The following is a 23,326-nucleotide window of genomic DNA, read 5'->3' on the forward strand; positions in this document are numbered from 1 at the left end:
AATGTCATTTTCAGGGGAACTTGTGACCGTTGGCGAGAGTTGCAGACCGTTGCATTCCTTCTGCGCACCTTGTGCGAACCCCCGGCGTCGGCGGCCGGGAGCAGGCACGATGTGGGACGACGGCGGCGTCACACCTTGGACGCGGTTGGTACGCGGTACCGGTTTCGGGAGAGCCCAAGTGAAGACCACATCGTTCGACCCGGCATCGTTCAACCTCGCCCGGTTCGCTCCGCTGGACGCGTCCGAAACGGCGCGGCGCCTCCAGGAAACCTGGGCAGCGACGGTCAGAGGTGAACGTTCCACGATCGCGCCCCGTCCCGTCATCGGTCAGTCCTGGCAACGGGTGAAACGATTCGGCGTCAATCCCGAACAGGGCACGGACAGCGCCCTGTTGCAGACGGAGGAGATCGAGCACCGCCGCACCTCGACCGCGCTCGCCGACGTGATGCCGGTCCTCAGCCGCGGTCTCGGCTCGGTCGCCGACGCCTCCCTGCAGATCATGGTGGTCACGGACCCGGAGGGCCGGGTGCTGTGGCGCGAGGGCAACGCCGGTGTGCTGCGCCGGGCCGACACCATCTGCCTGGAGGAGGGCGCCGCCTGGAGCGAGGACACGACGGGCACCAACGCGATCGGCACCGCGCTGACCTCCAGGGCCGCCGTCCAGGTGCACTCGGCCGAGCACTTCCTGCGCAGCCTGCACAACTGGACCTGCGCCGCCGCGCCGGTGCACGACCCGCGGGACGGACAGCTGCTGGGCATCATCGACGTGAGCGGGCCGCAGAGTACGTTCCATCCGGCCACCCTCGCACTGGTCGACTCGGTGTCCCGGCTGGCCGAAAGTGAACTACGCCGCCGGCATCTGGTGTCCATCGAACGGCTGCGCGCGGTGGCCGCGCCCGTCCTGTGCCGACTGGACGGCAAGGCGCTGGTCGTGGACACGCACGGCTGGCTCGCGGCCGTCACGGGGATGCCGCCCGTCGACCGGGTCGCCCTGCCCAACTCCTTCGGCGCGGGCCGTTACTGGCTGCCGTCCCTCGGGACCTGCGTCGTGGAGCCGCTGCCCGGCGGCTGGCTGCTCCGGGTCGCCGAGGCCGACACCTCGGGGTGCGCGAGCCGTGTGGTCCTCGACCTCAGCGACATCCGGCGGCCCTGCGCCACCGTGGCCGGTGCGGCGGGCAGTTGGGCACAGGACCTGAGTCCGCGTCACGCCGAACTGCTGTACGTGCTGGCCGTGCACCGTCCGGGGCGCAGCGCCGCCGAGCTCGCCCTCGACCTCTTCGGCGACCGGACCCGCACGGTCACGGTCCGTGCCGAACTCTCCCGGCTCCGGCGCCGTCTCACGGGGCTCCTCGACCACCGCCCCTACCGCTTCCGCGAGGAGGTGGAGGTCGAGGTCGTCCTCCCCGACGACCCGACCGGCCTGCTGCCGCATTCGACGGCACCCACGGTGGTGAACGCGCGGGTTCGTGAGGAGTGAAGGCCGCTCGGGGGGTGCGAGTGGGGGGGAGGGTGGGGGCGAATGGGGGTAGAAGCGTCCACCGCATACGTATTTCGTCGGTGTCTTGTGGTGTACGGGACCTGGCCCGTGGGTCTCTGCCGTAGCATCCCCTCACAGGCCACCCCACCCGCCTCTCCGTCAACGCACCGAGTGCGAGAGGCAGTTGGCCTGACTCGGGAGGACGCATGAAGCAGCGCGGCAGGCATCGTCGTCGTAGGAGGGGTCAGGCACTGCGGGCCACGCTGGCCGGAACCGCCCTCGCGCTCACCGCGGCGGCCACCCTGATCAGCGCCTCCCAGGCCACGAGCAGCGGCAGTCCGGGCGCGCTGACCCCGCTCACCTCCTCCTCGCAGACCGCACAGCTCCGCCTCGACGAGAACCCGGCCGACCTGAGAACGCTGGACACGCTCACCCGGCGTATGGGCGGGAACGTAGGCGTCGCCGCCGTGCTGGCGAGCGCCGATCACTCGATGCGGAACGAGGGCGACTGCGCCGACTCCGAGCGCGCCGCGCTGCCCGTCGAGCCGACGGCCACGCGCGCGTACTGCTGGGACAGTGCCGACGCGACGGCCCGGCAGTGGCTGCCACGGTCCGTCACGACCTCCGGGGACGCTTACGAGGACGGCACCTGGGGCGACCACCGGGTGATCCTGGCCGGCTGGACGCACCAGGACCAGCAGGCCGCCGACGACCCCCGGACGGGTGAGCCGACGTACGACGAGGGCCTCGCCCGGATCGCGTTCATCGATACGACCGACCCGCACGCCCTCACGTACCGCTACGCCCTGCTCGTCCTACCGCAGAACGGCGGGAAGGACTTCGAGGCGGTCCGCTCGGGCCTGGGCGGCATGGTCTGGTATCAGGACAAGCTGATCGTCACCGCCCGCAACGGCACGGCCCTGCTCGCCTTCGACATGCGCCGCATCCTCAAGACCGACGTGAACAGCGGCGCGATCGGCAGAGTGAGCGATGGTTACTCGGCGGACGGCTACCAGTACGTGTTGCCGGCCATTGCGTCGTACGACCTGGCCGGCGGCTCCTGTACGACCGGCGACGACGAGTCCGTCCCCTGCTTCGGCTCGCTCTCCCTGGACCGCACCTCGACGCCGGACAGCCTGGTCGCCACCGAGTTGTCCACCCCCGACAGCACGGACCGCGCCCGCGTCTGGCGTTACCCGTACAGCACCGCGGCCGACCGCACCGGCCTGCTCGCCGCCGGTTCCCAGGGCCGGGTCGACCCGGCCGAGGTCTACGAGACCAAGGCCACCGGAGTGTCCGGCGTCCTCTCGCACCGGCCGGACGGCGCGGACGAGGCCGAGTGGTACGTCGCCCAGACACCGGCCGGTGACACCAGGCACGCCACCCTCTGGCGCCAGACGGACAGCGGCGCCGAAGCGGCCACGTGCACCACGGACCTGTCGTACGCCTGCTGGGGCCTGGGCACCGCGTCCCTGTCCTACTGGCAGGCGACGAACGAGCTCTGGACGCTGACCGGCGCGGCGGGCACCGACACGGCCGCGGGGCGGGTTCTCTATGCGGTTCCGCTGCCCTCGGTCGACAGCTCGCTCGAATAGGAACGCCCCGCAGCGGCGGACGGTCGGCGCCGGAGCGGCCGGGCAAAGCCCGCTTTGGAGGCGCCATCACCCCCGTGGTTCCCTGGCTCGCATGAGCAACGTCACCGTGACCACCTGGTCCCTTGAGCAGACGACGCCGACCGATCTGCTCCCCGCGATCGCGCCCGCCGGGGACGTCCGGATCGTCCGCGCCGAGGTCCCCTCGCCCGAGTTCAGCCGGTTCCTGTACGCGTCGGTCGGCGGGGACATCCGCTGGACCGACCGGCTCGGCTGGTCGTACGAGCGGTGGCAGGAACTCCTGGCCAAATCGGGCGTGGAGACCTGGGTTGCATACGACCGTGGGACGCCCGCCGGGTACGTGGAGCTCGACCCGCAGGACGACGGTGTCGTGGAGATCGCCTACTTCGGGCTGATCCCCGCCTTCCGAGGGCGCCGGATCGGCGGACACCTCCTCTCCTACGGTGTCGCGCGGGCCTGGGACCTGGCGGAGCGCCTGCCGGAGCGCGCCGGGACCAAGCGGGTCTGGCTGCATACCTGCAGCAAGGACGGGGAGCATGCGAGGGACAACTACCTGCGGCGCGGTTTCAGGCTCTTCGACACCGAGGTGACCCAGGAGACTGAGGTGGCCGCACCGGGCCCGTGGCCGGGGGCGCGGGCCGTCTGAACCAGCACCGACCTGCGCCGTCAAGGGATCTTGACGGACCTCGGCGGCACGGGGCGCCCGGTCATGTGACCAACCACATCTATGTCTCACGATCCGGGACCAGGGTGTCCACATGATGGATGACGGTGGACTGCCCCGAGACCCCCGTGACACGCTTCCGTCATGTCTGGAACTGGGATTGCCTTGGTGAGTCGGCGGCACGTCGACCTCGGCCGTGTGTCCAGCGCCATCTGTCCGGCAAGCTGACAGCCCCGGCGCAGCCGGCATTTCCCGTTTGCCTCCCCCTGCGCAATGAGGCGCACGTACTTCCGTATGTGCTCGTTCACGCAGGCGAGGGCCGCTCTCCTTCCTGTCCCCGCAGTCCCGAAGGACGTATCAACCATGGCCGCCACCCCGCAGAATCCCCCCGCCGCGCCCCGCCGCAAGGTGAGCCGTCACCGCGGTGAGGGTCAGTGGGCCGTGGGTCACTTCACCCCGCTCAACGGCAACGAACAGTTCAAGAAGGACGACGACGGTCTCAATGTGCGGACACGCATTGAGACGATCTACTCCAAGCGCGGCTTCGACTCGATCGACCCGAACGACCTGCGCGGCCGGATGCGCTGGTGGGGCCTCTACACCCAGCGCAAGCCCGGGATCGACGGCGGCAAGACCGCGATCCTGGAGCCGGAGGAGCTGGACGACAAGTACTTCATGCTGCGCGTGCGCATCGACGGCGGGCGGCTGACCACCGAGCAGCTGCGGGTCATCGGCGAGATCTCGCAGGAGTTCGCGCGCGGCACCGCCGACCTCACCGACCGGCAGAACGTGCAGTACCACTGGATCCGCATCGAGGACGTCCCGGAGATCTGGGAGCGCCTCGAAGCGGTCGGGCTCTCCACGACCGAGGCCTGCGGTGACACGCCCCGCGTCATCCTCGGCTCGCCCGTCGCCGGGATCGCCGAGGACGAGATCATCGACGGCACGCCCGCGATCGACGCGATCCACCGCCGGATCATCGGCAACAAGGACTTCTCGAACCTGCCCCGCAAGTTCAAGTCCGCGATCTCCGGCTCACCGCTGCTGGATGTGGCGCACGAGATCAACGACATCGCCTTCGTCGGCGTGAACCACCCGGAGCACGGCCCCGGCTTCGACGTCTGGGTCGGCGGCGGCCTCTCCACCAACCCCAAGATCGGCCAGCGGCTCGGCGCCTGGGTCCCGCTGGACGAGGTCCCGGACGTCTACGAGGGCGTCATCTCGATCTTCCGCGACTACGGCTACCGGCGGCTGCGCACCCGCGCCCGCCTGAAGTTCCTGGTCGCCGACTGGGGCATCGAGAAGTTCCGCCAGATCCTGGAGGACGACTACCTCAAGCGGAAGCTTCTCGACGGTCCCGCGCCCGACCAGCCGGTCGCCCGCTGGCGCGACCACGTCGGTGTGCACCGGCAGAAGGACGGCCTCTTCTACGTCGGTTTCGCGCCGCGCGTGGGCCGCGTGGACGGCGCCACCCTCACCAAGATCGCCGAGCTGGCCGCCGCGCACGGCTCGGGCCGCCTGCGGACCACCGTCGAGCAGAAGATGATCGTCCTGGACGTGGAACAGGAGCAGATCGACTCGCTGGTGGCGGGGCTTGAGGCTCTCGACCTCAGGGTCAAGCCCTCCCCCTTCCGGCGCGGCACGATGGCCTGCACCGGCATCGAGTACTGCAAGCTCGCGATCGTCGAGACCAAGGCGCGCGGTGCCTCCCTGATCGACGAACTCGAGCGCCGTATCCCCGAGTTCGAAGAGCCGATCACCATCAACATCAACGGCTGCCCGAACGCCTGCGCCCGTATCCAGGTCGCGGACATCGGTCTTAAGGGCCAGTTGGTCCTGGACGGCGAGGGCAACCAGGTCGAGGGCTTCCAGGTGCACCTGGGCGGCGCGCTCGGTCTTGAGGCCGCGTTCGGCCGCAAGGTCCGCGGCCTGAAGGTCACTTCGGACGAGCTGCCCGACTACATCGAGCGGGTTCTCAAGCGCTTCCAGGAGGAGCGTGAGGACGGCGAGCGTTTCGCCACCTGGGCCACGCGTGCCGGCGAGGAGTCGCTGACATGAGCGAGCGGGCCGCCCCTTTCTACTGTCCCTACTGCGGTGACGAAGACCTTCGTCCCAGCGAGCAGGGCCACGGCGCGTGGGAATGCGCAGCGTGCAATCGGGCCTTTCAGCTGAAGTTCCTCGGGTTGCTGTCCCGGGGTCTTCAGCGGAATGACGATGGAGGGGCAGAGATATGACGACGATTCAGGAAGAGCGCACGGACGAGGACTTGAGGAGTCTCGCCGAGCAGGCGGGGCGCGACCTGGAGGACGCCTCCGCCCTGGAGATCCTCCGGTGGGCGGTCGACACCTTCGGCGCGAAGTTCTGCGTGACCTCCTCCATGGAGGACGCGGTGGTCGCCCATCTCGCCTCCCGCGCCCTCCCCGGAGTGGACGTCGTCTTCCTCGACACCGGCTACCACTTCCCGGAGACCATCGGCACCCGGGACGCCGTGGAGGCCGTGATGGACGTCAACGTCATCACGCTCACCCCGCGCCGGACGGTCGCCGAGCAGGACGCCGAGTACGGCCCCCGGTTGCACGACCGCGACCCCGACCTGTGCTGCGCGCTGCGCAAGGTCAAGCCCCTTGAGGAGGGGCTCACCAAGTACAGCGCCTGGGCGACGGGCCTGCGCCGCGAGGAGTCCCCGACCCGGGCGAACACCCCGGTCGTCGGCTGGGACGAGAAGCGCCGCAAGGTCAAGATCTCCCCGATCGCCCGCTGGACGCAGGACGACGTGGACGCGTACGTCGCCGAACACGGCGTACTCACCAACCCGCTGCTGATGGACGGTTACGCCTCCGTGGGCTGCGCGCCCTGCACCCGCCAGGTCCTTGAGGGCGAGGACGCGCGGGCCGGCCGCTGGGCCGGCCGCTCGAAGACCGAGTGCGGGCTGCACGGATGACCGCGACCACGAGGGCGGCCGCGACGAGCGCGACGACGAAGACCGCCGGTACGCCCACGAAGACGGCCGGTACGACCGCGACCGCCGAGAACCCCCGGATCTCCCAGGAGAAGCAAGTGACGACCGGAGCCACCATCTGGCTCACGGGTCTGCCGAGTGCCGGCAAGACCACCATCGCGTACGAACTCGCCGGGCGGCTGCGCGAGGAGGGCCACCGCGTCGAGGTGCTCGACGGCGACGAGATCCGTACGTTCCTGACGGCGGGCCTCGGCTTCGACCGCGCGGACCGGCACACGAACGTGCAGCGCATCGGCTACGTCGCCGACCTGCTCGCCCGCAACGGTGTCAAGGCCCTGGTTCCGGTGATCGCTCCGTACGCCGACAGCCGCGAGGCGGTGCGCAAGCGTCACCAGGTCAGTGGGGCGGCGTACCTCGAGGTGCATGTCGCGACGCCGGTCGAGGTGTGCAGCGAGCGGGACGTGAAGGGCCTGTACGCCAAGCAGGCGGCGGGCGAGATCTCGGGGCTCACCGGGGTCGACGACCCGTACGAGGAGCCCGAGTCGCCCGATCTGCGCATCGAGTCGCACACCCAGACCGTGCAGGAGTCCGCGGCCGCGCTGCATGCGCTGCTCGCCGAGAGGGGTCTCGCATGACGACCGTCGTGACTGTCTCCCAGGAGACCGGCAGCCCGTACGCGCTGTCCCACCTGGACGCCTTGGAGTCCGAGGCGGTGCACATCTTCCGCGAGGTGGCGGGCGAGTTCGAACGGCCGGTGATCCTCTTCTCCGGCGGCAAGGACTCCATCGTCATGCTGCACCTCGCGCTGAAGGCCTTCGCGCCCGCCGCGATCCCCTTCACGCTGCTGCATGTGGACACCGGCCACAACTTCCCCGAGGTGCTGGAGTACCGCGACCGTGCGGTCGCCGCACATGGGCTGCGCCTCCATGTGGCCTCCGTACAGGACTACATCGACCGCGGTGTGCTGCGCGAACGCCCCGACGGGACACGTAATCCGCTTCAGACCCTGCCGCTGACGGAGAAGATCCAGTCCGAGCGGTTCGACGCCGTGTTCGGCGGCGGACGCCGCGACGAGGAGAAGGCCCGCGCGAAAGAGCGGGTCTTCTCGCTGCGCGACGAGTTCTCCCAGTGGGACCCCCGCCGCCAACGCCCCGAACTCTGGCAGCTCTACAACGGCCGCCACGCACCCGGCGAACACGTCCGCGTCTTCCCCCTCTCCAACTGGACCGAACTGGACGTCTGGCAGTACATCGCCCGCGAAGGGATCGAGCTGCCCGACATCTACTTCGCGCACGAGCGTGAGGTGTTCAAGCGGTCCAACATGTGGCTCACCGCGGGTGAGTGGGGCGGCCCCAAGGACGGCGAGACGGTGGAGAAGCGGCTCGTCCGCTACCGCACCGTCGGTGACATGTCCTGCACCGGCGCCGTCGACTCCGACGCCACCACCCTGGACGCCGTCATCGCCGAGATCGCCGCCTCCCGCCTCACCGAACGCGGCGCCACCCGCGCCGACGACAAGATGTCCGAGGCCGCGATGGAAGACCGCAAGCGCGAGGGGTACTTCTAGACATGACCAGCACCACCGAACCCACCGAGCCCCTGTCGGTCGAGCAGTTGTCGGCGACCACGCTGCTGCGCTTCGCGACGGCGGGCTCCGTCGACGACGGCAAGTCCACCCTCGTGGGACGTCTGCTGCACGACTCCAAGTCGGTCCTCACGGATCAACTGGAGGCCGTGGAACGCGTCTCCGCCAGCCGCGGCCAGGACACCCCCGACCTCGCCCTCCTCACCGACGGTCTGCGCGCCGAGCGTGAGCAGGGCATCACGATCGACGTCGCCTACCGCTACTTCGCCACCGCACGCCGCCGGTTCATCCTGGCCGACACCCCCGGGCACGTGCAGTACACGCGGAACATGGTCACCGGCGCCTCCACCGCCGACCTGGCCGTCGTCCTCGTGGACGCCCGCAACGGCGTCATCGAGCAGACCCGCCGGCACGCCGCCGTCGCCGCCCTGCTGCGCGTGCCGCACGTCGTCCTCGCCGTCAACAAAATGGACCTCGTCGAGTACAAGGAGTCCGTCTTCGCGGCGATCGCCGAGGAGTTCACGGCGTACGCCTCCGAGCTGGGCGTCCCCGAGATCACCGCGATCCCGATCTCGGCGCTCACCGGTGACAACGTGGTGGAGCCCTCCGCGAACATGGACTGGTACGGCGGTCCGACGGTCCTTGAGCACCTGGAGACGGTCCCGGTCAGCCACGACCTGGCGAGCTGCCACGCCCGGCTGCCCGTGCAGTACGTGATCCGCCCGCAGACCGCCGAGCATCCGGACTACCGGGGTTACGCGGGTCAGATCGCGTCCGGTACCTTCCGCGTCGGCTCCCCGGTCACGGTTCTGCCGTCCGGGCGTACGTCGACGATCGCCGGGATCGATCTGCTGGGCACGCCGGTCGACGTGGCCTGGACCCCGCAGTCGGTGACCCTCCTCCTCGATGACGACGTCGACATCTCGCGCGGCGACCTGATCGTGCCGACCACGGACGCGCCGCCGATCACCCAGGACGTCGAGGCGACGGTCTGCCATGTCGCCGACGCGCCTCTGGTCGTCGGCCATCGCGTGCTGCTCAAGCACGGCACCCGCACGGTCAAGGCGATCGTCAAGGACATCCCGTCCCGGCTGACCCTCGACGACCTGTCCCTGCACCCGCACCCCGGACAGCTCGTCGCCAACGACATCGGCCGCGTGAAGATCCGTACCGCCGAACCGCTGCCGCTCGACTCGTACGCCGACTCGCGGCGCACCGGCGCGTTCATCCTGATCGACCCGGCCGACGGCACCACGCTGACCGCGGGCATGGTCGGCGAGTCGTTCGCCTCGCCGGAGCCGGTCAAGTCCGAGACCGACGACGACGGCTGGGACTTCTGACATGAGCCTCAGAGACTTCTACTCCACGTTCGCGAAGGAAGGCGGCCGCGTCGGCAGCGGCGCCCTCGGCAGCGGGCAGGGCGGAGTCGCGCGATGTGCGCGATGACGTACGCGCACCGCTTGCGCGCCCCGTCCCCCCACCCGACGTCGCGGACGCGACGAAGACCTGTCGACCTTCCCGGCCACGCACCGAACCCGTGACCGCCGGGCCAACGAGGGGAATACCTCCCGTGCCTGCCATCCGCTCAGCTTCAGTGAAGCGCGGCCTCGCCCTGCTGGCCGCCTTGCCTCTCCTCACCCTCGCCGCCTGCGGCTACGGTTCCGACTCCAAGGACGAGGGAACCTCGAAGGTCGCCGCCGGCGCCGAGAAGATCGACGGTCTCGACTCCGTGAAGATCGGCTACTTCGGCAACCTGACCCACGCGACCGCGCTGGTGGGCAACCAGAAGGGCTTCTTCCAGAAGGAGCTCGGTGCCACGAAGGCCGAGTACGCGATCTTCAACGCAGGCCCCTCCGAGATCGAGGCGCTGAACTCGGGCTCCATCGACATCGGCTGGATCGGCCCCTCGCCGTCCATCAACGGCTACACCAAGTCCAAGGGCACGGACCTGCGCATCATCGGCGGCTCGGCCTCCGGCGGCGTGAAGCTGGTGGTCAACCCGGACAAGATCAAGACCCTGGCGGACGTCAAGGGCAAGAAGATCGCCACCCCGCAGCTCGGCAACACGCAGGACGTGGCGCTGCTGAACTGGATCGCCGACCAGGGCTGGAAGGTCGACGCGGAGAGCGGCAAGGGCGATGTGTCGGTCGTCCGGACGGACAACAAGGTCACCCCGGACGCCTACAAGAACGGCTCCATCGACGGCGCCTGGGTGCCGGAGCCGACCGCGTCCAAGCTGGTCGCCGCGGGCGGCAAGGTGCTCCTCGACGAGGCGGACCTGTGGCCGGACAACAAGTTCGTGATCACGAACATCATCGTGTCGCAGAAGTTCCTCAAGGCGCACCCGGACGTGGTCGAGGCCGTGCTGAAGGGCTCGGTCGAGACCAACAAGTGGATCAACGCCAACCCGGACGAGGCGAAGGCCTCCGCGAACGCGCAGCTCAAGATCGACTCCGGCGCTGAGCTTCCGGCGAATGTGCTCGACCCGGCGTGGAAGTCCATCCAGTTCCTCAACGACCCGCTCGCCTCCACCCTCAACTCGGAGGCGGACCACGCGGTGAAGGCGGGTCTGCTGGAGAAGCCCGACCTTGACGGCATCTACGACCTGACGTTGCTCAACAAGGTCCTCAAGGCCGAGGGCGAGAGCCCGGTCGACGACGCCGGTCTCGGCGTCAAGTAAGCCCGGTCCCCGATGAGTTCCCAGGAGGTGACGACCATGGCCACCACACTCGCCAAGGCTGCCGACGGCGCCGAAGCGGTAGAGCACGCCACCCGTATCGAGCACGTCTCGAAGTCATTCGCCGGGCCCGCCGGGCAGCAGCTGGTCCTCGACGACATCACCCTCGATGTCGCGCCGGGCGAGTTCGTCACCCTCCTGGGGGCCTCGGGCTGTGGCAAGTCGACGCTGCTGAACCTGGTGGCGGGGCTCGACGCTCCGTCCGCCGGCAGCATCTCGACGAACGGCCGCCCGGCCCTGATGTTCCAGGAGCACGCGCTCTTCCCGTGGCTGACCGCGGGCAAGAACATCGAACTCGCCCTGCGACTGCGGGGCGTTGCCAAGACCGAGCGGCGTGAGAAGGCCGAGGAACTGCTCGAACTCGTCCGCCTCAAGGGCGCGTACGGCAAGCGCGTGCACGAGCTGTCCGGCGGTATGCGCCAGCGTGTCGCGCTGGCCCGCGCCCTCGCCCAGGACAGCCAACTGCTCCTGATGGACGAGCCGTTCGCGGCACTCGACGCCATCACACGAGATGTGCTGCACGACGAACTGACCCGCATCTGGCGCGAGACGAACGTGTCGGTGCTGTTCGTGACGCACAACGTGCGCGAGGCGGTACGGCTCGCGGAGCGCGTCGTCCTGCTCTCCTCACGTCCGGGACGGATCGCGCGCGAGTGGACGGTGGAGATCCCGCAGCCGCGCCGCATCGAGGACACGGCCGTGGCCGAGCTGTCCGTCGAGATCACCGAAGAACTGCGTGGGGAGATCCGCCGTCATGGCCAGCACTGAGACCAAGACCGACGCGGTCGTCAAGGACACCCACGACCTCGCCGGTCTGGAGGCGGGCCTCGACGCCCTGGAGACGACCCACACGGGCCGAACTCCCTTCCGGCAGACCTTCGTCCAGAAGATCCTGCCGCCGATCATCGCCGTCGCGCTGGTGCTGCTGGTGTGGCAGGCGCTGATCTCGTTCAAGGTCGTCACCGACCCGAGCAAGCTGCCCTCACCGGGCGCCGTCTGGGACCAGATCCAGCAGGCCTGGCTGGAGGGCAAGCTGCTCGGCTACATCTGGACGAGCGTCTCGCGCGGCCTGGCCGGCTTCGTCCTCGCACTCGTCATCGGTACCCCGCTGGGTCTCCTGGTGGCGCGCGTGAAGTTCATCCGCGCGGCGATCGGCCCGATCCTGTCGGGCCTGCAGTCCCTCCCCTCGGTGGCGTGGGTCCCGCCGGCAGTGATCTGGCTGGGCCTGAACAACTCGATGATGTACGCGGTGATCCTGCTCGGCGCGGTCCCCTCGATCGCCAACGGTCTGGTCTCCGGCATCGACCAGGTGCCGCCGCTGTATCTGCGCGCGGGACGCACGCTGGGCGCGACGGGTCTGCGCGGCACCTGGCATGTCGTCATGCCCGCCGCCCTACCGGGCTATGTGGCGGGACTGAAGCAGGGCTGGGCGTTCGCATGGCGTTCGCTGATGGCGGCGGAGATCATCGCGAGCTTCCCCGATCTGGGCGTGGGGCTCGGCCAGTTGCTGGAGAACGGCCGCAACAACAGCGACATGGCGACCGTCTTCCTCGCCATCCTGCTCATCCTGTTCGTCGGTATCGCCATCGACCTGCTGCTCTTCAGCCCGCTGGAGCGGTGGGTACTGCGCAGCCGTGGTCTGTTGGTGAAGAGCTGAGCCGATGATGCGCCATCAGCCGGTCCTCCTGGTCATCGCCCACGGCAGCCGCGACCCGCGGCATGCCGCGACGGTGCACGCCCTGGTGCGGCGGGTACGGGCACAGCGCCCCGGCCTCCGTGTCGAGACCGGCTTCCTGGACTTCAACATCCCGTCGGTGAACGGGGTGTTGAAGTCCCTGGCAGCGGAGGGCGTACAAGACGTGGTCGCCCTCCCGCTGCTGCTGACCCGCGCGTTCCACGCGAAGTCGGACATCCCGGCGGTCCTGCGCGCCGCACCACGCCGACTCCGCATCCGCCAGGCGGAGGTGCTCGGCCCGTCCCCGCTGCTGCTCTCCGCCCTCGAACGCCGTTTGTACGAGGCCGGGTTGACGCCCGCCGACAAGTCCTCGACCGGGGTCGTGCTGGCCTCGGCGGGATCCACGGACCCGGAGGCGCTCGCCGTGATCGCCGACCTCGCACGGGAGTGGCGGCAGACCGGCTGGCACGCCGTGCGACCCGCGTTCGCCTCCGCGTCGGGGCCCCGCACGGAGGACGCCGTACGTGCGCTGCGTGAACTGGGCTGCGCCCGGGTCGCGGTGGCACGCTACGTCCTCGCGCCCGGTTTCCTGCCGGACCGCATCGCACGGGGGGCGGCCGAGGCGGACGTGCTCGCCGATGTGCTCGGTCCGGCGCCGGAGGTGGCGCGGGTGCTGCTCGACCGGTACGACGAGGCTTCACTGCCGGCGCTGGCGGCAGCGGGCTGAGCGAGGGTGCTTGCAGTGGTCGGCTGAGCGCCGGCGCCAGCCGCGATCGACTGAACGCCGCTGCCTGCTGAGCGCCGGTGCCTCCCGCGGGCTGTTTAACGCCGGCGCCTGCCGCGGTCGACTGAGCCAGTCGCCGTCACCGCTCCACGGCAGCCCTGCGCGGATCGCGTCCGCTCGCCCCCAGCGCGCGTTCGAAGGCGGGCGCGTCGGCGGGCACCGCCACTGGGTCGGCGAAGCCGTCGTACTGCCGGTAGAGGTCGCCGTGGGTCTCGACGACGTCCAGGACGAGCCGACCCGCGCCGTCCGAGACGCGGAACTCCTGGCCGGTCGCCGTGGCGACGTCCCAGCCGTGCACCGCCATCTCCTTGACGATCATCGAGGCGAGTTCGCCGGCCGGCATCTTCCCCGCCCCGAGGTCGACCTCACCCTCCCAGACCGCCGGGTCGGCCCAGGCGGCGACGGCCCGGTCGAGCTGGTCGGCGTAGCGCTGCGCCCAGCCGGGGTCGGCCGTGAAGTCGCGCCCGGTGAGCTCCTCGGAGAGCTGTTCGCGCAGCGCCCGGTGTTCCAGTCCGTGCGAGGTGTAGAGGACCCAGTGGTTGACCAGGGTCCGCAGGTCCCACTCCGCGCAGGAGGTGGGACCGGTCAGCCGTCCGGCCGTGACACCGCGCGCGACGCGAGCGGCTTCGGCGGCGCATTCGGTCATGTACGGGTACACGCTCTCTTGGTTCATGCACCTCACGCTAGGGACGCGGCCCGCGCTCCTCTTGAACAAACGCGACACACTCGCCTCTTACGGCGTGACAGCCGCGTCGGCGAGGCCCACCAGCTCCGCCAACGGCATCGACCCCGCCTCCCGCCGCTCGCGCGCGAAGGTGTTCGCCAGCCGCTGGAGCAGGTCGTTCAGCGGGGTCGGTACGCCGTGCAGTCGTCCCAGGAGGGCGATCTCGCCGTTGAGGTAGTCGGCCTCGATGCTGCCGGTACCACGGTTGAGGGACTGCCAGGAGGAGCCCGCGCCGCGTGCGGGATCGAGCGGGTCGAAGTGGACCTTGTCACCGCGGACCCGCCGTTGCTCCTCCTGGCCGGCGTAGGCGATCCCGGCGGCCTCGAGCACCGCCTCGCCCTCCGCGCGTACGCGTCCGAGCAGCGCTCGCCCCTCCTCGCCGGACTGGACGCCACTCACCGCCTCGACGGCGTTCACGAGATTGCCGAGCAGCTTCGCGTACTGCCAGCGGGTCACATCGGGCACGACCGGCGCTCCGAGGCGGGGCGTGTCCAGGTCGGCGCCGATACGGCGGGCCGTCTCGTCCGTGCCGTGCGGATAGCGGCCGAGGAGCAGCATGCCGCTGAGCGGGCTGCTGGGGGCGGAGACAACCCCGGGTTCCACGAAAGTGGCGGGGAGCCAGACGCAGACCCCGTACACCCGGCGGAATCGGCGCAGCGCCAGCCGCTGGCTCTCCACCCCGTTCTGCGCGCAGACCAGCGGCAGCCGCTCGGCGGCTGTGCCACCGCCCGCCACCGGGCGTGGGCCCCAGGCCTCCAGAGCCGCCTCGCTGTCCTGGGTCTTGACGGCGAGCACCAGTACGTCGTCGGCGCGCAGTTCCCCGAGCTCCTCGGGCCCCTCGACCGTGGGCAGCCGGTGTGTGAACGTGCCCTGCGGGGTCACGAGCCTCAGGCCGCCCTCGCGCAGTGCCTCGTAGTGGGCACCTCGCGCGACCAGCACGACCTCGTGCCCCGCCTCGGCCAGCCGGCCTCCGACGGTCCCGCCGACCGCACCGGCCCCGATGATGATGTAGCGCATGGAGATCAGCCTCGCACAGTCGTGTGTACTCTCCATCAAATGGTCGAGGAAAGATTCGGAGTCGGCGGGGGACTGCCGGTACGACGGCTCGGCTACGGCACCGCTCAGCTGACCGGCCCCGGCTACTGGGGACCGCGCGGCGATGCCCGGGACGCGCTGGCCGTACTCCGGCGGGCCGTCGCTCGCGGGGTCAGGCTGATCGACACCGCCGACAACTACGGTCCCTCGATCGCCGAGGAACTGGTCGCCGAGGCTCTGCACCCGTACCCCGAGGACCTGGTGATCGCCACGAAGGGCGGCGTCGTCCGCACCGGTGACAGTGCCTGGCACATCGCCGGACGACCCGAGCAGCTGCGGGCGATGTGCGAGGCAAGCCTGCGGAGACTGCGCCTCGACACGATCGACCTGTACCAGTTGCACCGGCTGGACCCGCATGTGCCGTTGCCCGAACAGCTCGGCGCTCTCGACGAGTTGCGCACGGAGGGCAAGATCCGGCACATCGGACTCGACAGCATCACCACCGAACAGCTCGAATCAGCAAGGGAGTCGACCGACATCGCGTCCGTGCAGAACCGCTACAACCTGCTCGACCGGACGTCGGACCCGCTGCTGAAGCTGTGCGAGGCACACGGCATCGCCTTCCTCCCCTGGTTCCCCCTCGGCAACGGATCACTGACCTCCAACCCGGTCTGCGCCGAAATCGCCACCGCACACGGAGCGACACCGGCGCAGATCGCCCTGGCCTGGCTGCTGCACCGCTCCCCCGTGCTGTGCCCGACGCCGGGTACCGGCTCGCTCGTACATCTGGAGGAGAACCTGGCCGCCGGCGCGGTTCACCTCACCGACGAGGACATGCGCCGCCTGTACACACTGGGTTGACCCCACGACGTACGGCGGCGAGCGGAAGGTCACTCTGCGGCAGCGGTGAGCTCCTCCAGTTTGATGACGGTGTTCCAGTTGCGGGTGGTGGCGGTGGTGCCCTTGAGGAGTCTGGGCCTGGAGAGGGCCTCCGCCAGTTTGGAGCGGCCGAGGCCGTCGGGGGCGTACAGGTAGAGGACGCGGTCGCCGAGGCGGAACTCCTCCGGCAGGAAGGCCGTTTGGCCGACCGCGGCGAAACGCTCGGCGTCGACAGGGCCGGAGAAGTACGTGGCGTGCAGCTGCTTGCCCGCCAGTTCGGCGGCCGGGAACGGGCACGCCTCCCGTACGGCCTTCAGGTAGGCGTGGTCGCGCACCAGGACACCGACCGTGAAGCCGAAGTGCTTCTCGATGGCCGCCGCCAGCTCGGCGGCGAGGGTCTCCTCGTCGCCGTGACCGGCGGTGAAGACGGCGTTGCCGCTCTGGAGATACGTGCGTACGCCGCCGTATCCGAGCCCCTCCATCAGGGTGCGCAGCTCGGCCATCGGCACCTTCTTGCTGCCACCCACGTTGATCCCGCGCAGCAGCGCCGCATAGGTCGTCGTCATGCGTTCACGATAAGTCCGCACCGGATCCGTCCGCAGGCGGTGAAGCGGCAGGTCCCCATCCTGATCAGGGCCCCGAGAAGCCCCACTACTGGTGCATGTCGGCGGGCAGCTCGGCCTCGATGAGGTCGGCTGCCCGCCTTGTGCCCCCCTCCTTGGCCATCCCGTCCCGGATCTCCGCCAGGCGGCGCGCCACCTCGGGGTCCGCGTCCAGTGCGAGAACCGCCTCCCGCAGGGTCGTCGCGGTCGCCTCCTCCATCGGTAGGTGCCGGGCGACGCCCAGCGCCTGGAGCATGTCGGCGTTCCCGAACTGGTCGACGGCCTGCGGTACGGCGACCATCGGCGTCCCGGTGGCCAGCCCCTCCTGGCTGCCTCCCGCCCCGGCGTGCGTGACGAACACGTCGGCCTGGCGCAGGACCGCGAGCTGCGGCACCCACTGGTGCACCTCCACGTTGCCGGGCAGCTCGCCCAGCTCGGCGGGGTCGACGAACTTCCCGATCTGCAGCACGACATGCCAGCCCGGCAGCTCGCCGAACGCCTTGACGCACTCGCGGTAGAAGGCGGGCTGCTTGGTGAAACTGGAGCCCAGCGACACGAGCAGCACCTTTTCGGCGCCCTCGGGCCGCTGCCACTCGCCCTGCGCCGCCCGCTCGCCCTGGCAGGCGCCGACGAAGGTGTGGACCGCCTCGTCCACCCGGTCCGCGTGGGGCTGGAGTGCCTTCGGGATCAGCACGAGGGAGCGGGCGGGACGGCCGACGAACGGGTCGGGCTGCTGCGTGATCCCGCTCTCCGCCAGCCAGGCCTCGAACCGCGCGTAGTACGCCTGTCCGCGCTCGGTCTTCAGCGGTTCCGCCCACATCGGCTTGGTGACCTCCTCCTCGGCGCCGGTCCAGGCGACGAGGTTCGGCGACAGGGAGACGGCCGGGACACCCCAGCGGTGCGCGAGAACACGCGCCGGGTACGACGTGATGTCGTGCAGCACGAGGTCCGGTTCGTCCCCCTCGTACGCCTTCACGAGCTGCGGCAGCGCCTGGATCGCGTCCGCCAGGAAGGGTTCGACGTTGTCGAGGAGGGTGGTCCCCCAGGCCTCGGGGTCGTCGTCGGGCGACGGCAGCGTCGAGGTGTAGTGGACGGGCTCGGCGCCGGTCGCGGCCACCTTGTCGGCGAAGACCGGCGGAATCGCGTACGTGACGCGGTGCCCGCGCGCGACGAGCTCCCGGATCACCTCGATGCTCGGGTTCACATGCCCGTGGGCGGCGATGGAGAACATGGCGATATGGGCACGTCGAGTGGTCATGCGATCAGGCTATGCGAGACGAGACGTCTCGTGCAATGTCATTTACGTACGCCGGGTGTCCGCCCCATCGAAGATCCCGTCCGCGTCGGGCTCATCTCTGATAGCGGGCCAGCACCAGGTTCCCGTCCTCCACCAGCCGCTTTCTCAGCTCGGCAAGCCCGATCGCCCCGCTGTAGTACTCCTGGAACGCGGGGGTCGCGACCTTGTCCTTCCATTCGGGGTAGCCGCGCACGGACTGCGCGGGCGCCGAGCGCAGGTGGGCGGCGAGCGCGGTGCCAGCCGCCCAGTCGTCCTTGGTGGTGTGCAGGGCAGGGTCCTTGAGGGCCTCGGTGCCGGTGGGCAGCATCCAGTCGCCGAGGGCGAGGCGGACCATGTTCTTCGGCTGGAGCAGGAAGTCGATGAACTCGACGGCCTCCTTCTTGTGCGGGCTGTCCTCGGCGACGGAGAGGGTCTGCGGGCTGACGCCCTGGGTGAGGCCGTCCGCGCCGGCCGGGGCGGGCAGCACCTGCCAGTCGAAGCCCTTCGGCGCCTGCTGAACGATCTGCTGCCGGTAGGAGAAGCCGAGCGGGACCATCGCGTACTTGCCGCCGAAGAACCCGGGCAGCGTGTCGGAGCCGCCCATGCCGAGCGTGCTGCTCGACGCGCTCCCGTCCGTGTTCACCTCGTCGTGCACCGTCCTGGGCACCACCTCGTCGGCCGCGTCGAAACGGACCGTCACTCTGCCGTCCGCGCCGCGGTGGAACATCTGGCCGCCGGCGGAGAGGGAGAGGTTGAGTGTCGCGGAGACCGGTTCCTTGAGCGGCCAGGCGACCCCGTACTTTCCCCCACCGCTCAGTTCCTCCGCGATCGAGCGGAACTCCTCCCACGTCCACGGGTTCTGCGGCGTCGGGATGCGGACGCCCGACTCCCTGAGCCACGTGGCGTTGGCCATGAGGACGCGCGGCTCCTGGAGGAACGGCACGCCGTAGATCCCGTCCCCGAAGGTCGTCGTCTCCCAACTGCGCTGCGGGATGCCGGACTTCAGCCGGGCGGGCAGCAACTCACCCAGATCGGCGAGGTAGCCGCCGTACGCGAAGTCCGCGAGGTCGTCCGAGGCGTCATGGATGATGTCCGGCGCCTCACCGCCCTCGAAGGAGGTGAGCAGCTGGTCGTGCACGCTGTCCCAACTCCCCTGCACATACTCGACCTTGACGTCCGAGTGCGCGGCGTTCCACTCCCGCACCAACTCTTTGTTGGCGTCGACGGACTCCTGCTGCCAGGCGAGCGACTGGAACCGAAGAGTGATCCTTCCGTCAGAGCTGCCGTCGCCCGAGGAACAGGCCGCGAGCAGCAGCCCCGTGACCAGTACGAGGATCCATCGCGTACGCATCAGCTCTTCACCGCCCCGGCGAGCATGCCGCCCGTGATCCGCTTCTGGATGATCGCGAAGATGACCAGCGAGGGGAGCGTCGCGAGGAACGCCGCCGCGGCGAGCGGCCCGAGGTCCGCGACCCCTTCAGCCCCGATGAAGTGCGTGAGGACGACCGGGAGCGTCTGTTTCTCCGGGGTCTTGAGGAGCACGAGCGCGAAGAAGAACTCGTTCCACGCGCTGATGAACGCGAACAGCGCCGTCGCCACGATGCCGGGCGCGAGCAGCGGCGCGGTGATGGAGATCAGGGTGCGCAGTCTCCCCGCCCCGTCCACCGCCGCGGCCTCCTCCAACTCGGTGGGCACGGCCCGTACATACCCCACCAGCATCCAGAGCGCGAACGGCAGCGCCCACACCACGTACACCATCACCAGTCCCGGCAGTGAGTTGATCAGCCGGAGGTTCTTGAGGACCAGGAACAGCGGGATGATCACGAGCACGAACGGGAAGGCCTGGCTGACCACGACCCACCCGGTGGCGGCCTTCGCGAGCCGTGTGCGGTGCCGTGCCATGACGTACGCCATCGGGGTCGCGATCAGTACGGCGATCACCGCCGCGCCGAGCGCCGCGATCAGCGAGTTGAGCGCGGCCCGCAGCAGTGGCTGCTCGTCGAACGCCTGCCGGAAGTTGGCGAGGGTGGGGTCCTTGGGGATCCAGGTGGGGTGCAGGCTCGCCAGCTCGCCCGGAGGCTTGAAGGCGGTGGAGATCAGCCAGAGGAAGGGGAAGGCGAGGAAGACGAGATAGCCGAGCAGCGCGAGGTACTGGGCCGCCCGGGCGCCCTTGCTGGTCCTCATGCGTCCACACCTCCCCTCAGCCGGCCGACGAGGAAGACGGCGAGGAGCACCGAGATCAATGCGACCATCACGCATCCCATCGCCGCCGCGTAGCCGAACTGGCCGTAGCGGAAGGCTTCTTCGTAGGCGAAGAGCATCGGCAGCCGCGTCCGGCCGCCGGGGCCGCCGTTGGTCAGCACGTAGACCAGCGCGAACGAGTTGAAGTTCCAGATGAAGTTGAGCGCCGTGACGGCGAGCGCGACCGGCCTCAGCGCGGGCCAGGTGACCGTCCGGAAGCGGCGCCAGGCGCCCGCGCCGTCCATCGCGGCCGCCTCGTGCAGTTCGCGCGGGGTGTTCTGCAGGCCGGCGAGCAGAGTCACCGTCGTCTGGGGCATGCCCGCCCAGACGCCGACCACGATGACGGCGGGCAGGGCGGTCGCCAGGCCGCTCAGCCAGTCGCGGCCGTCCCCGAGGCCGAGGTCGCGCAGCGTCTCGTTGAGGATGCCCGCGTCCGGGTTGTACACGATGCGCCACATGACGCCCACGACAACCTCGGGCATCGCCCACGGGACGATGGCGAGGGCGCGTGCGAGCCAGCGCAGCCGGAGTTCCTGGTTGAGCAGGAGGGCGAGTCCGAGCGCGAGGAGGAACTGCGGCACGGTCACCCCGACCGCCCAGAGCAGCCCGATCCGGAACGAGTCCCAGAACAGTGTGTCGTGCAGCAGGTCCTGGAAGTTGAGCACCCCGATCCACTGTGTGGACCGCGTCCGCCCCGACTGCGAGTCGGTGAACGCCAGCGTGATCCCGTACAGCAGCGGTCCGACGCTGAGCACCAGGATCGGGATCAGCGCGGGCAGCACCAGGAACCAGGCGCCGTGGTCGGCGGAACGACGGTCCGCGCCCGCGCCGGGCGCACCCTTCGCCGAACGTCTCGTCACGCTCGCCAATGTCACGGATTCGGCTCCCTTGGGCGGCTCGTGGAGATCCGGCCGCCCAGGCGGCCCCCGTCATCGTGCTGAGGAGCTGACTCCGCGTCAAGGCAGCGCGCAGCCCCTTTGTGACCGTCCCACCAGTGCGAATGCGACACTGGCCGACGTGAATGGCGTGATCGTGACGCCGTGTGCGGGAGTCGGCGAGAGCCATGGGAGGCGCGGGATGGACGAGGCACAGGCGCGGAACGTACTGCGTGCGGCGGATGTACTGCCGGGGCCGGTACGGGAGGCGACTCTCCTCGCCCTGGGCGAGAACGCGGTGTTCGCGGCCGGTGACCTGGTCGTCAAGGTGGGGCGCGATGCCGAACTCCTCGACCGCGCACGGCGGGAACTGGACATCGCGGCCTGGCTCGCCGACGTGGGCGTCCCGGCGGTGCGGGCGGCCGAGCCCGAGGCGCGGCTGGTCGACGGTCACCCGGTGACGGTGTGGCACCGGCTGCCCGATCCCGTGCGCCCCGCGGAGCCCCGCGATCTGGCCGAACTGCTACGGGTGGTGCACGCACTGCCTTCCCCCTCCTTCGAGTTGCCGCCCCGCGAACTGCTGGGCGGTGTGGAGCGCTGGCTGCGTCTGGCGGGCGACGCGATCGACCCCGCGGACGCGGCGTATCTGCGGGCCCGGCGCGACGGCTTCGCGACGGCCGCGGCCGTACTCACCCCGCATCTGCCGCCGGGCCCGATCCATGGCGACGCGCTGCCGCGCAACGTCCATGTCGGCCCCGAAGGACCGGTCCTGGTCGACCTGGAGACCTTCTCCGCCGACCTGCGCGAGCACGACCTGGTGGTCATGGCCCTGTCCCGTGACCGATACGGGCTCCCGGCCGAGGCCTACGGCTCCTTCACCGAGGCGTACGGCTGGGACGTCCGTGAGTGGGCGGGCTGTCCCGTGCTCCGGGGAGCGCGGGAGACCGCCAGCTGCGCCTGGGTCGCCCAGCACGCACCGGTCAACCCCAAGGCACTGGCCGAGTTCGAGCGCCGGGTGGCATCGCTGCGGGACGGCGACGAGACCGTGCGCTGGTACCCGTTCTAGAACGGGCGCTTCCTCGGAGGGTCCCCGTTGTCCGCCCCCCTCGTCCGCCGGGTCCGCAAGCCGGGCGGGCTCAGCCCTGTTCATCCGCCAGGTCCCGAAGCCGGGTCGGCTCGGACCCGCTCGTCCACCGAATCCTGAACCCGGGCAAGCCCAGACCCGCAAGCCGGGCAGCTCAGACCCACACACCCACCAAGTCCCGCAGCCGGACGGGCCCAGGCGCACTCATCCGCCGAGTCCCGAATCCAAACGGGCTCAGACCCGCACACCCACCAGATCCCACAATCAGGCGAGGCCAGACCCGCACACCCACCAAGTCCGTAGCGGGGCGGGCTCAGACCCGTTCGTCCGCCAGGTCCCGTAGGGGCCACACGCCGTCCACCACTGCGGCCGTGTCGCCCTTGCGGCGTAGGAAGCTCTGGAAGTCGGCTGCCCACTCGGCGTACCAGTCGATCTGGCGGCGGTGCAGTTCTGCCGGGCCGAGGGCGGCGACCTTCGGGTGGCGGTCGGCTATCGCGCAGGCCAGCCGGGCCGCGGCGAGGGCGTCGGCCGAGGCGTCGTGGGCGGTGTCCAGCGAGACCCCGTACTCCGTGCAGACCGCTTCGAGGTTGCGCTTGCCGCGGCGGTAGCGGTCCACCGAGCGGTCGATCGTGTACGGGTCGATGACGGGCGCCGGATCCACGCCGCCGAGACGGTCGCGCAGGGACGGCAGACCATACCTCTGCAACTCTGCGGAGAGCAGGGTCAGGTCGAAGGCCGCGTTGTAGGCGACGACCGGGACGCCCGACTGCCAGGACGAGACGAGGACGCCCGCGATCGCGTCGGCGACCTGGTCGGCCGGTCTGCCCTCGGCCACCGCCCGTTCGTTCGTGATCCCGTGCACCGCCACCGCGTCCGCCGGAATCTCCACCCCCGGATCGGCCAGCCACTCGCGGTGCCCTTGCAGTCTTCCGTCCTTGACCTCGACCACGGCCCCCGTGACGATGCGCGCCTCGCGCGGATCCGTCCCGGTCGTCTCCAGGTCGAAGCCGGTCAGCAGCTCCTGGTGCCAGCCCATGGGCGGCCCCCCTTCTTCGTGGTGCTTTCCCCCAGTGGTCTCCACGATCCCATGCACCACTGACAATCCGAGGGCCGCAT

General features: G+C 70.1%; 24 protein-coding genes. 16 read left to right on the plus strand and 8 right to left on the minus strand.

From position 1 onward, the window contains the following. Positions 1-178: 178 nt before the first annotated feature. From ACIPC1_RS21245 to ACIPC1_RS21310, 14 genes are all read left to right on the plus strand, one after another. Entirely contained in the window at positions 179-1,477 is a 1,299-nt protein-coding gene (locus ACIPC1_RS21245; RefSeq protein ID WP_402519067.1) for a GAF domain-containing protein, read from the plus strand. A gap of 206 nt (positions 1,478-1,683) precedes the next feature. Further along, on the plus strand, positions 1,684-3,072 hold the full coding sequence (locus ACIPC1_RS21250; protein ID WP_402519069.1) for a hypothetical protein: 1,389 nt from the start codon (positions 1,684-1,686) through the stop codon (positions 3,070-3,072). A gap of 91 nt (positions 3,073-3,163) precedes the next feature. Further along, the gene (locus tag ACIPC1_RS21255; RefSeq protein ID WP_402519071.1) at positions 3,164-3,736 is read left to right on the plus strand and encodes a GNAT family N-acetyltransferase; all 573 of its coding nucleotides are present in this window, start codon (positions 3,164-3,166) and stop codon (positions 3,734-3,736) included. Between the two features lie 162 nt (positions 3,737-3,898). After that, a complete protein-coding gene (locus tag ACIPC1_RS21260) occupies positions 3,899-3,982 on the plus strand; it encodes a putative leader peptide (protein ID WP_311203059.1) in 84 nt (27 codons plus the stop codon). A gap of 135 nt (positions 3,983-4,117) precedes the next feature. Continuing rightward, on the plus strand, positions 4,118-5,812 hold the full coding sequence (locus ACIPC1_RS21265; protein WP_402519073.1) for a nitrite/sulfite reductase: 1,695 nt from the start codon (positions 4,118-4,120) through the stop codon (positions 5,810-5,812). Continuing rightward, positions 5,809-5,988 (plus strand): hypothetical protein, encoded by a 180-nt coding sequence (locus ACIPC1_RS21270; protein ID WP_365426650.1) that lies wholly within the window; start codon positions 5,809-5,811, stop codon positions 5,986-5,988. Before ACIPC1_RS21265 ends, ACIPC1_RS21270 begins: the two co-directional genes overlap by 4 nt. After that, entirely contained in the window at positions 5,985-6,695 is a 711-nt protein-coding gene (locus ACIPC1_RS21275) for a phosphoadenylyl-sulfate reductase (RefSeq protein ID WP_402519075.1), read from the plus strand. Before ACIPC1_RS21270 ends, ACIPC1_RS21275 begins: the two co-directional genes overlap by 4 nt. 116 nt (positions 6,696-6,811) lie before the next feature. Continuing rightward, a complete protein-coding gene (gene cysC / locus ACIPC1_RS21280; RefSeq protein ID WP_402519536.1) occupies positions 6,812-7,348 on the plus strand; it encodes an adenylyl-sulfate kinase in 537 nt (178 codons plus the stop codon). Further along, the gene (gene cysD / locus ACIPC1_RS21285; RefSeq protein ID WP_402519077.1) at positions 7,345-8,280 is read left to right on the plus strand and encodes a sulfate adenylyltransferase subunit CysD; all 936 of its coding nucleotides are present in this window, start codon (positions 7,345-7,347) and stop codon (positions 8,278-8,280) included. Before cysC ends, cysD begins: the two co-directional genes overlap by 4 nt. A gap of 2 nt (positions 8,281-8,282) precedes the next feature. Continuing rightward, complete coding sequence (locus ACIPC1_RS21290) at positions 8,283-9,638, plus strand: sulfate adenylyltransferase subunit 1 (protein ID WP_402519079.1); 1,356 nt, start codon at positions 8,283-8,285, stop codon at positions 9,636-9,638. Positions 9,639-9,868: 230 nt separating this feature from the next. Next, positions 9,869-10,978 (plus strand): aliphatic sulfonate ABC transporter substrate-binding protein, encoded by a 1,110-nt coding sequence (locus tag ACIPC1_RS21295; RefSeq protein ID WP_402519081.1) that lies wholly within the window; start codon positions 9,869-9,871, stop codon positions 10,976-10,978. Positions 10,979-11,014: 36 nt separating this feature from the next. After that, positions 11,015-11,803, plus strand: a complete 789-nt coding sequence (locus tag ACIPC1_RS21300; protein ID WP_391890704.1) for an ABC transporter ATP-binding protein — start codon at positions 11,015-11,017, stop codon at positions 11,801-11,803. Then, the gene (locus ACIPC1_RS21305) at positions 11,790-12,692 is read left to right on the plus strand and encodes an ABC transporter permease (protein ID WP_402519083.1); all 903 of its coding nucleotides are present in this window, start codon (positions 11,790-11,792) and stop codon (positions 12,690-12,692) included. Before ACIPC1_RS21300 ends, ACIPC1_RS21305 begins: the two co-directional genes overlap by 14 nt. Positions 12,693-12,699: 7 nt before the next feature. Continuing rightward, the gene (locus tag ACIPC1_RS21310) at positions 12,700-13,437 is read left to right on the plus strand and encodes a sirohydrochlorin chelatase (protein ID WP_402519539.1); all 738 of its coding nucleotides are present in this window, start codon (positions 12,700-12,702) and stop codon (positions 13,435-13,437) included. Between the two features lie 136 nt (positions 13,438-13,573). Here ACIPC1_RS21310 and ACIPC1_RS21315 read toward each other — a convergent pair whose 3' ends face one another. Further along, positions 13,574-14,167, minus strand: a complete 594-nt coding sequence (locus ACIPC1_RS21315; protein ID WP_402519085.1) for a TIGR03086 family metal-binding protein — start codon at positions 14,165-14,167, stop codon at positions 13,574-13,576. A gap of 60 nt (positions 14,168-14,227) precedes the next feature. Next, positions 14,228-15,235 carry a ketopantoate reductase family protein gene (locus ACIPC1_RS21320; RefSeq protein WP_402519087.1) on the minus strand — a complete coding sequence of 336 codons (1,008 nt, stop codon included), beginning with the start codon at positions 15,233-15,235 and terminating at the stop codon, positions 14,228-14,230. Between the two features lie 39 nt (positions 15,236-15,274). Here ACIPC1_RS21320 and ACIPC1_RS21325 point away from each other — a divergent pair, with 39 nt between their 5' ends. After that, entirely contained in the window at positions 15,275-16,114 is an 840-nt protein-coding gene (locus tag ACIPC1_RS21325) for an aldo/keto reductase (protein ID WP_402519088.1), read from the plus strand. A 29-nt stretch (positions 16,115-16,143) separates the two neighbouring features. On the opposite strand, the gene ACIPC1_RS21330 is transcribed toward ACIPC1_RS21325, so the two are convergent. The 5 genes from ACIPC1_RS21330 to ACIPC1_RS21350 form a co-directional block, all read right to left on the minus strand. Further along, a complete protein-coding gene (locus tag ACIPC1_RS21330) occupies positions 16,144-16,698 on the minus strand; it encodes a DUF1697 domain-containing protein (RefSeq protein ID WP_384374971.1) in 555 nt (184 codons plus the stop codon). An 85-nt stretch (positions 16,699-16,783) separates the two neighbouring features. Beyond that, the gene (gene mgt, locus ACIPC1_RS21335; RefSeq protein ID WP_402519089.1) at positions 16,784-17,992 is read right to left on the minus strand and encodes a macrolide-inactivating glycosyltransferase; all 1,209 of its coding nucleotides are present in this window, start codon (positions 17,990-17,992) and stop codon (positions 16,784-16,786) included. A gap of 91 nt (positions 17,993-18,083) precedes the next feature. Then, the gene (locus ACIPC1_RS21340) at positions 18,084-19,361 is read right to left on the minus strand and encodes an ABC transporter substrate-binding protein (RefSeq protein WP_402519091.1); all 1,278 of its coding nucleotides are present in this window, start codon (positions 19,359-19,361) and stop codon (positions 18,084-18,086) included. Further along, positions 19,361-20,194: a carbohydrate ABC transporter permease gene (locus ACIPC1_RS21345; RefSeq protein ID WP_402519093.1), complete on the minus strand. Its 834-nt coding sequence runs from the start codon at positions 20,192-20,194 to the stop codon at positions 19,361-19,363. Before ACIPC1_RS21345 ends, ACIPC1_RS21340 begins: the two co-directional genes overlap by 1 nt. Further along, positions 20,191-21,126, minus strand: coding sequence for a carbohydrate ABC transporter permease (locus tag ACIPC1_RS21350; protein WP_402519095.1), 936 nt, complete (start codon positions 21,124-21,126; stop codon positions 20,191-20,193). Before ACIPC1_RS21350 ends, ACIPC1_RS21345 begins: the two co-directional genes overlap by 4 nt. A 202-nt stretch (positions 21,127-21,328) precedes the next feature. Between ACIPC1_RS21350 and ACIPC1_RS21355 the strand changes: the two genes are divergently transcribed. Then, positions 21,329-22,192: a phosphotransferase enzyme family protein gene (locus ACIPC1_RS21355; protein WP_402519096.1), complete on the plus strand. Its 864-nt coding sequence runs from the start codon at positions 21,329-21,331 to the stop codon at positions 22,190-22,192. Between the two features lie 331 nt (positions 22,193-22,523). Here ACIPC1_RS21355 and ACIPC1_RS21360 read toward each other — a convergent pair whose 3' ends face one another. After that, entirely contained in the window at positions 22,524-23,246 is a 723-nt protein-coding gene (locus tag ACIPC1_RS21360) for a 3'-5' exonuclease (protein ID WP_384374953.1), read from the minus strand. Positions 23,247-23,326 lie beyond the last annotated feature (80 nt).

The sequence above is a fragment of the Streptomyces sp. NPDC087263 genome (assembly GCF_044744645.1).
Taxonomy (GTDB): Bacteria; Actinomycetota; Actinomycetes; order Streptomycetales; family Streptomycetaceae; genus Streptomyces.

What these genes read in the sequence shown, in the direction of transcription:
- ACIPC1_RS21300 (WP_391890704.1), top strand. Translation starts at nt 11,015, where the DNA reads ATGGCCACCACACTCGCCAAGGCTGCCGACGGCGCCGAAGCGGTAGAG.
- ACIPC1_RS21265 (WP_402519073.1), top strand. Translation starts at nt 4,118, where the DNA reads ATGGCCGCCACCCCGCAGAATCCCCCCGCCGCGCCCCGCCGCAAGGTG.
- ACIPC1_RS21320 (WP_402519087.1), bottom strand. Translation starts at nt 15,235, where the DNA reads ATGCGCTACATCATCATCGGGGCCGGTGCGGTCGGCGGGACCGTCGGA.
- ACIPC1_RS21315 (WP_402519085.1), bottom strand. Translation starts at nt 14,167, where the DNA reads ATGAACCAAGAGAGCGTGTACCCGTACATGACCGAATGCGCCGCCGAA.
- ACIPC1_RS21250 (WP_402519069.1), top strand. Translation starts at nt 1,684, where the DNA reads ATGAAGCAGCGCGGCAGGCATCGTCGTCGTAGGAGGGGTCAGGCACTG.
- ACIPC1_RS21255 (WP_402519071.1), top strand. Translation starts at nt 3,164, where the DNA reads ATGAGCAACGTCACCGTGACCACCTGGTCCCTTGAGCAGACGACGCCG.
- cysD (WP_402519077.1), top strand. Translation starts at nt 7,345, where the DNA reads ATGACGACCGTCGTGACTGTCTCCCAGGAGACCGGCAGCCCGTACGCG.
- ACIPC1_RS21260 (WP_311203059.1), top strand. Translation starts at nt 3,899, where the DNA reads ATGTCTGGAACTGGGATTGCCTTGGTGAGTCGGCGGCACGTCGACCTC.
- ACIPC1_RS21330 (WP_384374971.1), bottom strand. Translation starts at nt 16,698, where the DNA reads ATGACGACGACCTATGCGGCGCTGCTGCGCGGGATCAACGTGGGTGGC.
- ACIPC1_RS21270 (WP_365426650.1), top strand. Translation starts at nt 5,809, where the DNA reads ATGAGCGAGCGGGCCGCCCCTTTCTACTGTCCCTACTGCGGTGACGAA.
- ACIPC1_RS21310 (WP_402519539.1), top strand. Translation starts at nt 12,700, where the DNA reads ATGCGCCATCAGCCGGTCCTCCTGGTCATCGCCCACGGCAGCCGCGAC.
- ACIPC1_RS21345 (WP_402519093.1), bottom strand. Translation starts at nt 20,194, where the DNA reads ATGAGGACCAGCAAGGGCGCCCGGGCGGCCCAGTACCTCGCGCTGCTC.
- mgt (WP_402519089.1), bottom strand. Translation starts at nt 17,992, where the DNA reads ATGACCACTCGACGTGCCCATATCGCCATGTTCTCCATCGCCGCCCAC.
- ACIPC1_RS21355 (WP_402519096.1), top strand. Translation starts at nt 21,329, where the DNA reads ATGGACGAGGCACAGGCGCGGAACGTACTGCGTGCGGCGGATGTACTG.
- ACIPC1_RS21340 (WP_402519091.1), bottom strand. Translation starts at nt 19,361, where the DNA reads ATGCGTACGCGATGGATCCTCGTACTGGTCACGGGGCTGCTGCTCGCG.
- ACIPC1_RS21275 (WP_402519075.1), top strand. Translation starts at nt 5,985, where the DNA reads ATGACGACGATTCAGGAAGAGCGCACGGACGAGGACTTGAGGAGTCTC.
- ACIPC1_RS21290 (WP_402519079.1), top strand. Translation starts at nt 8,283, where the DNA reads ATGACCAGCACCACCGAACCCACCGAGCCCCTGTCGGTCGAGCAGTTG.
- ACIPC1_RS21325 (WP_402519088.1), top strand. Translation starts at nt 15,275, where the DNA reads ATGGTCGAGGAAAGATTCGGAGTCGGCGGGGGACTGCCGGTACGACGG.
- ACIPC1_RS21360 (WP_384374953.1), bottom strand. Translation starts at nt 23,246, where the DNA reads ATGGGCTGGCACCAGGAGCTGCTGACCGGCTTCGACCTGGAGACGACC.
- ACIPC1_RS21305 (WP_402519083.1), top strand. Translation starts at nt 11,790, where the DNA reads ATGGCCAGCACTGAGACCAAGACCGACGCGGTCGTCAAGGACACCCAC.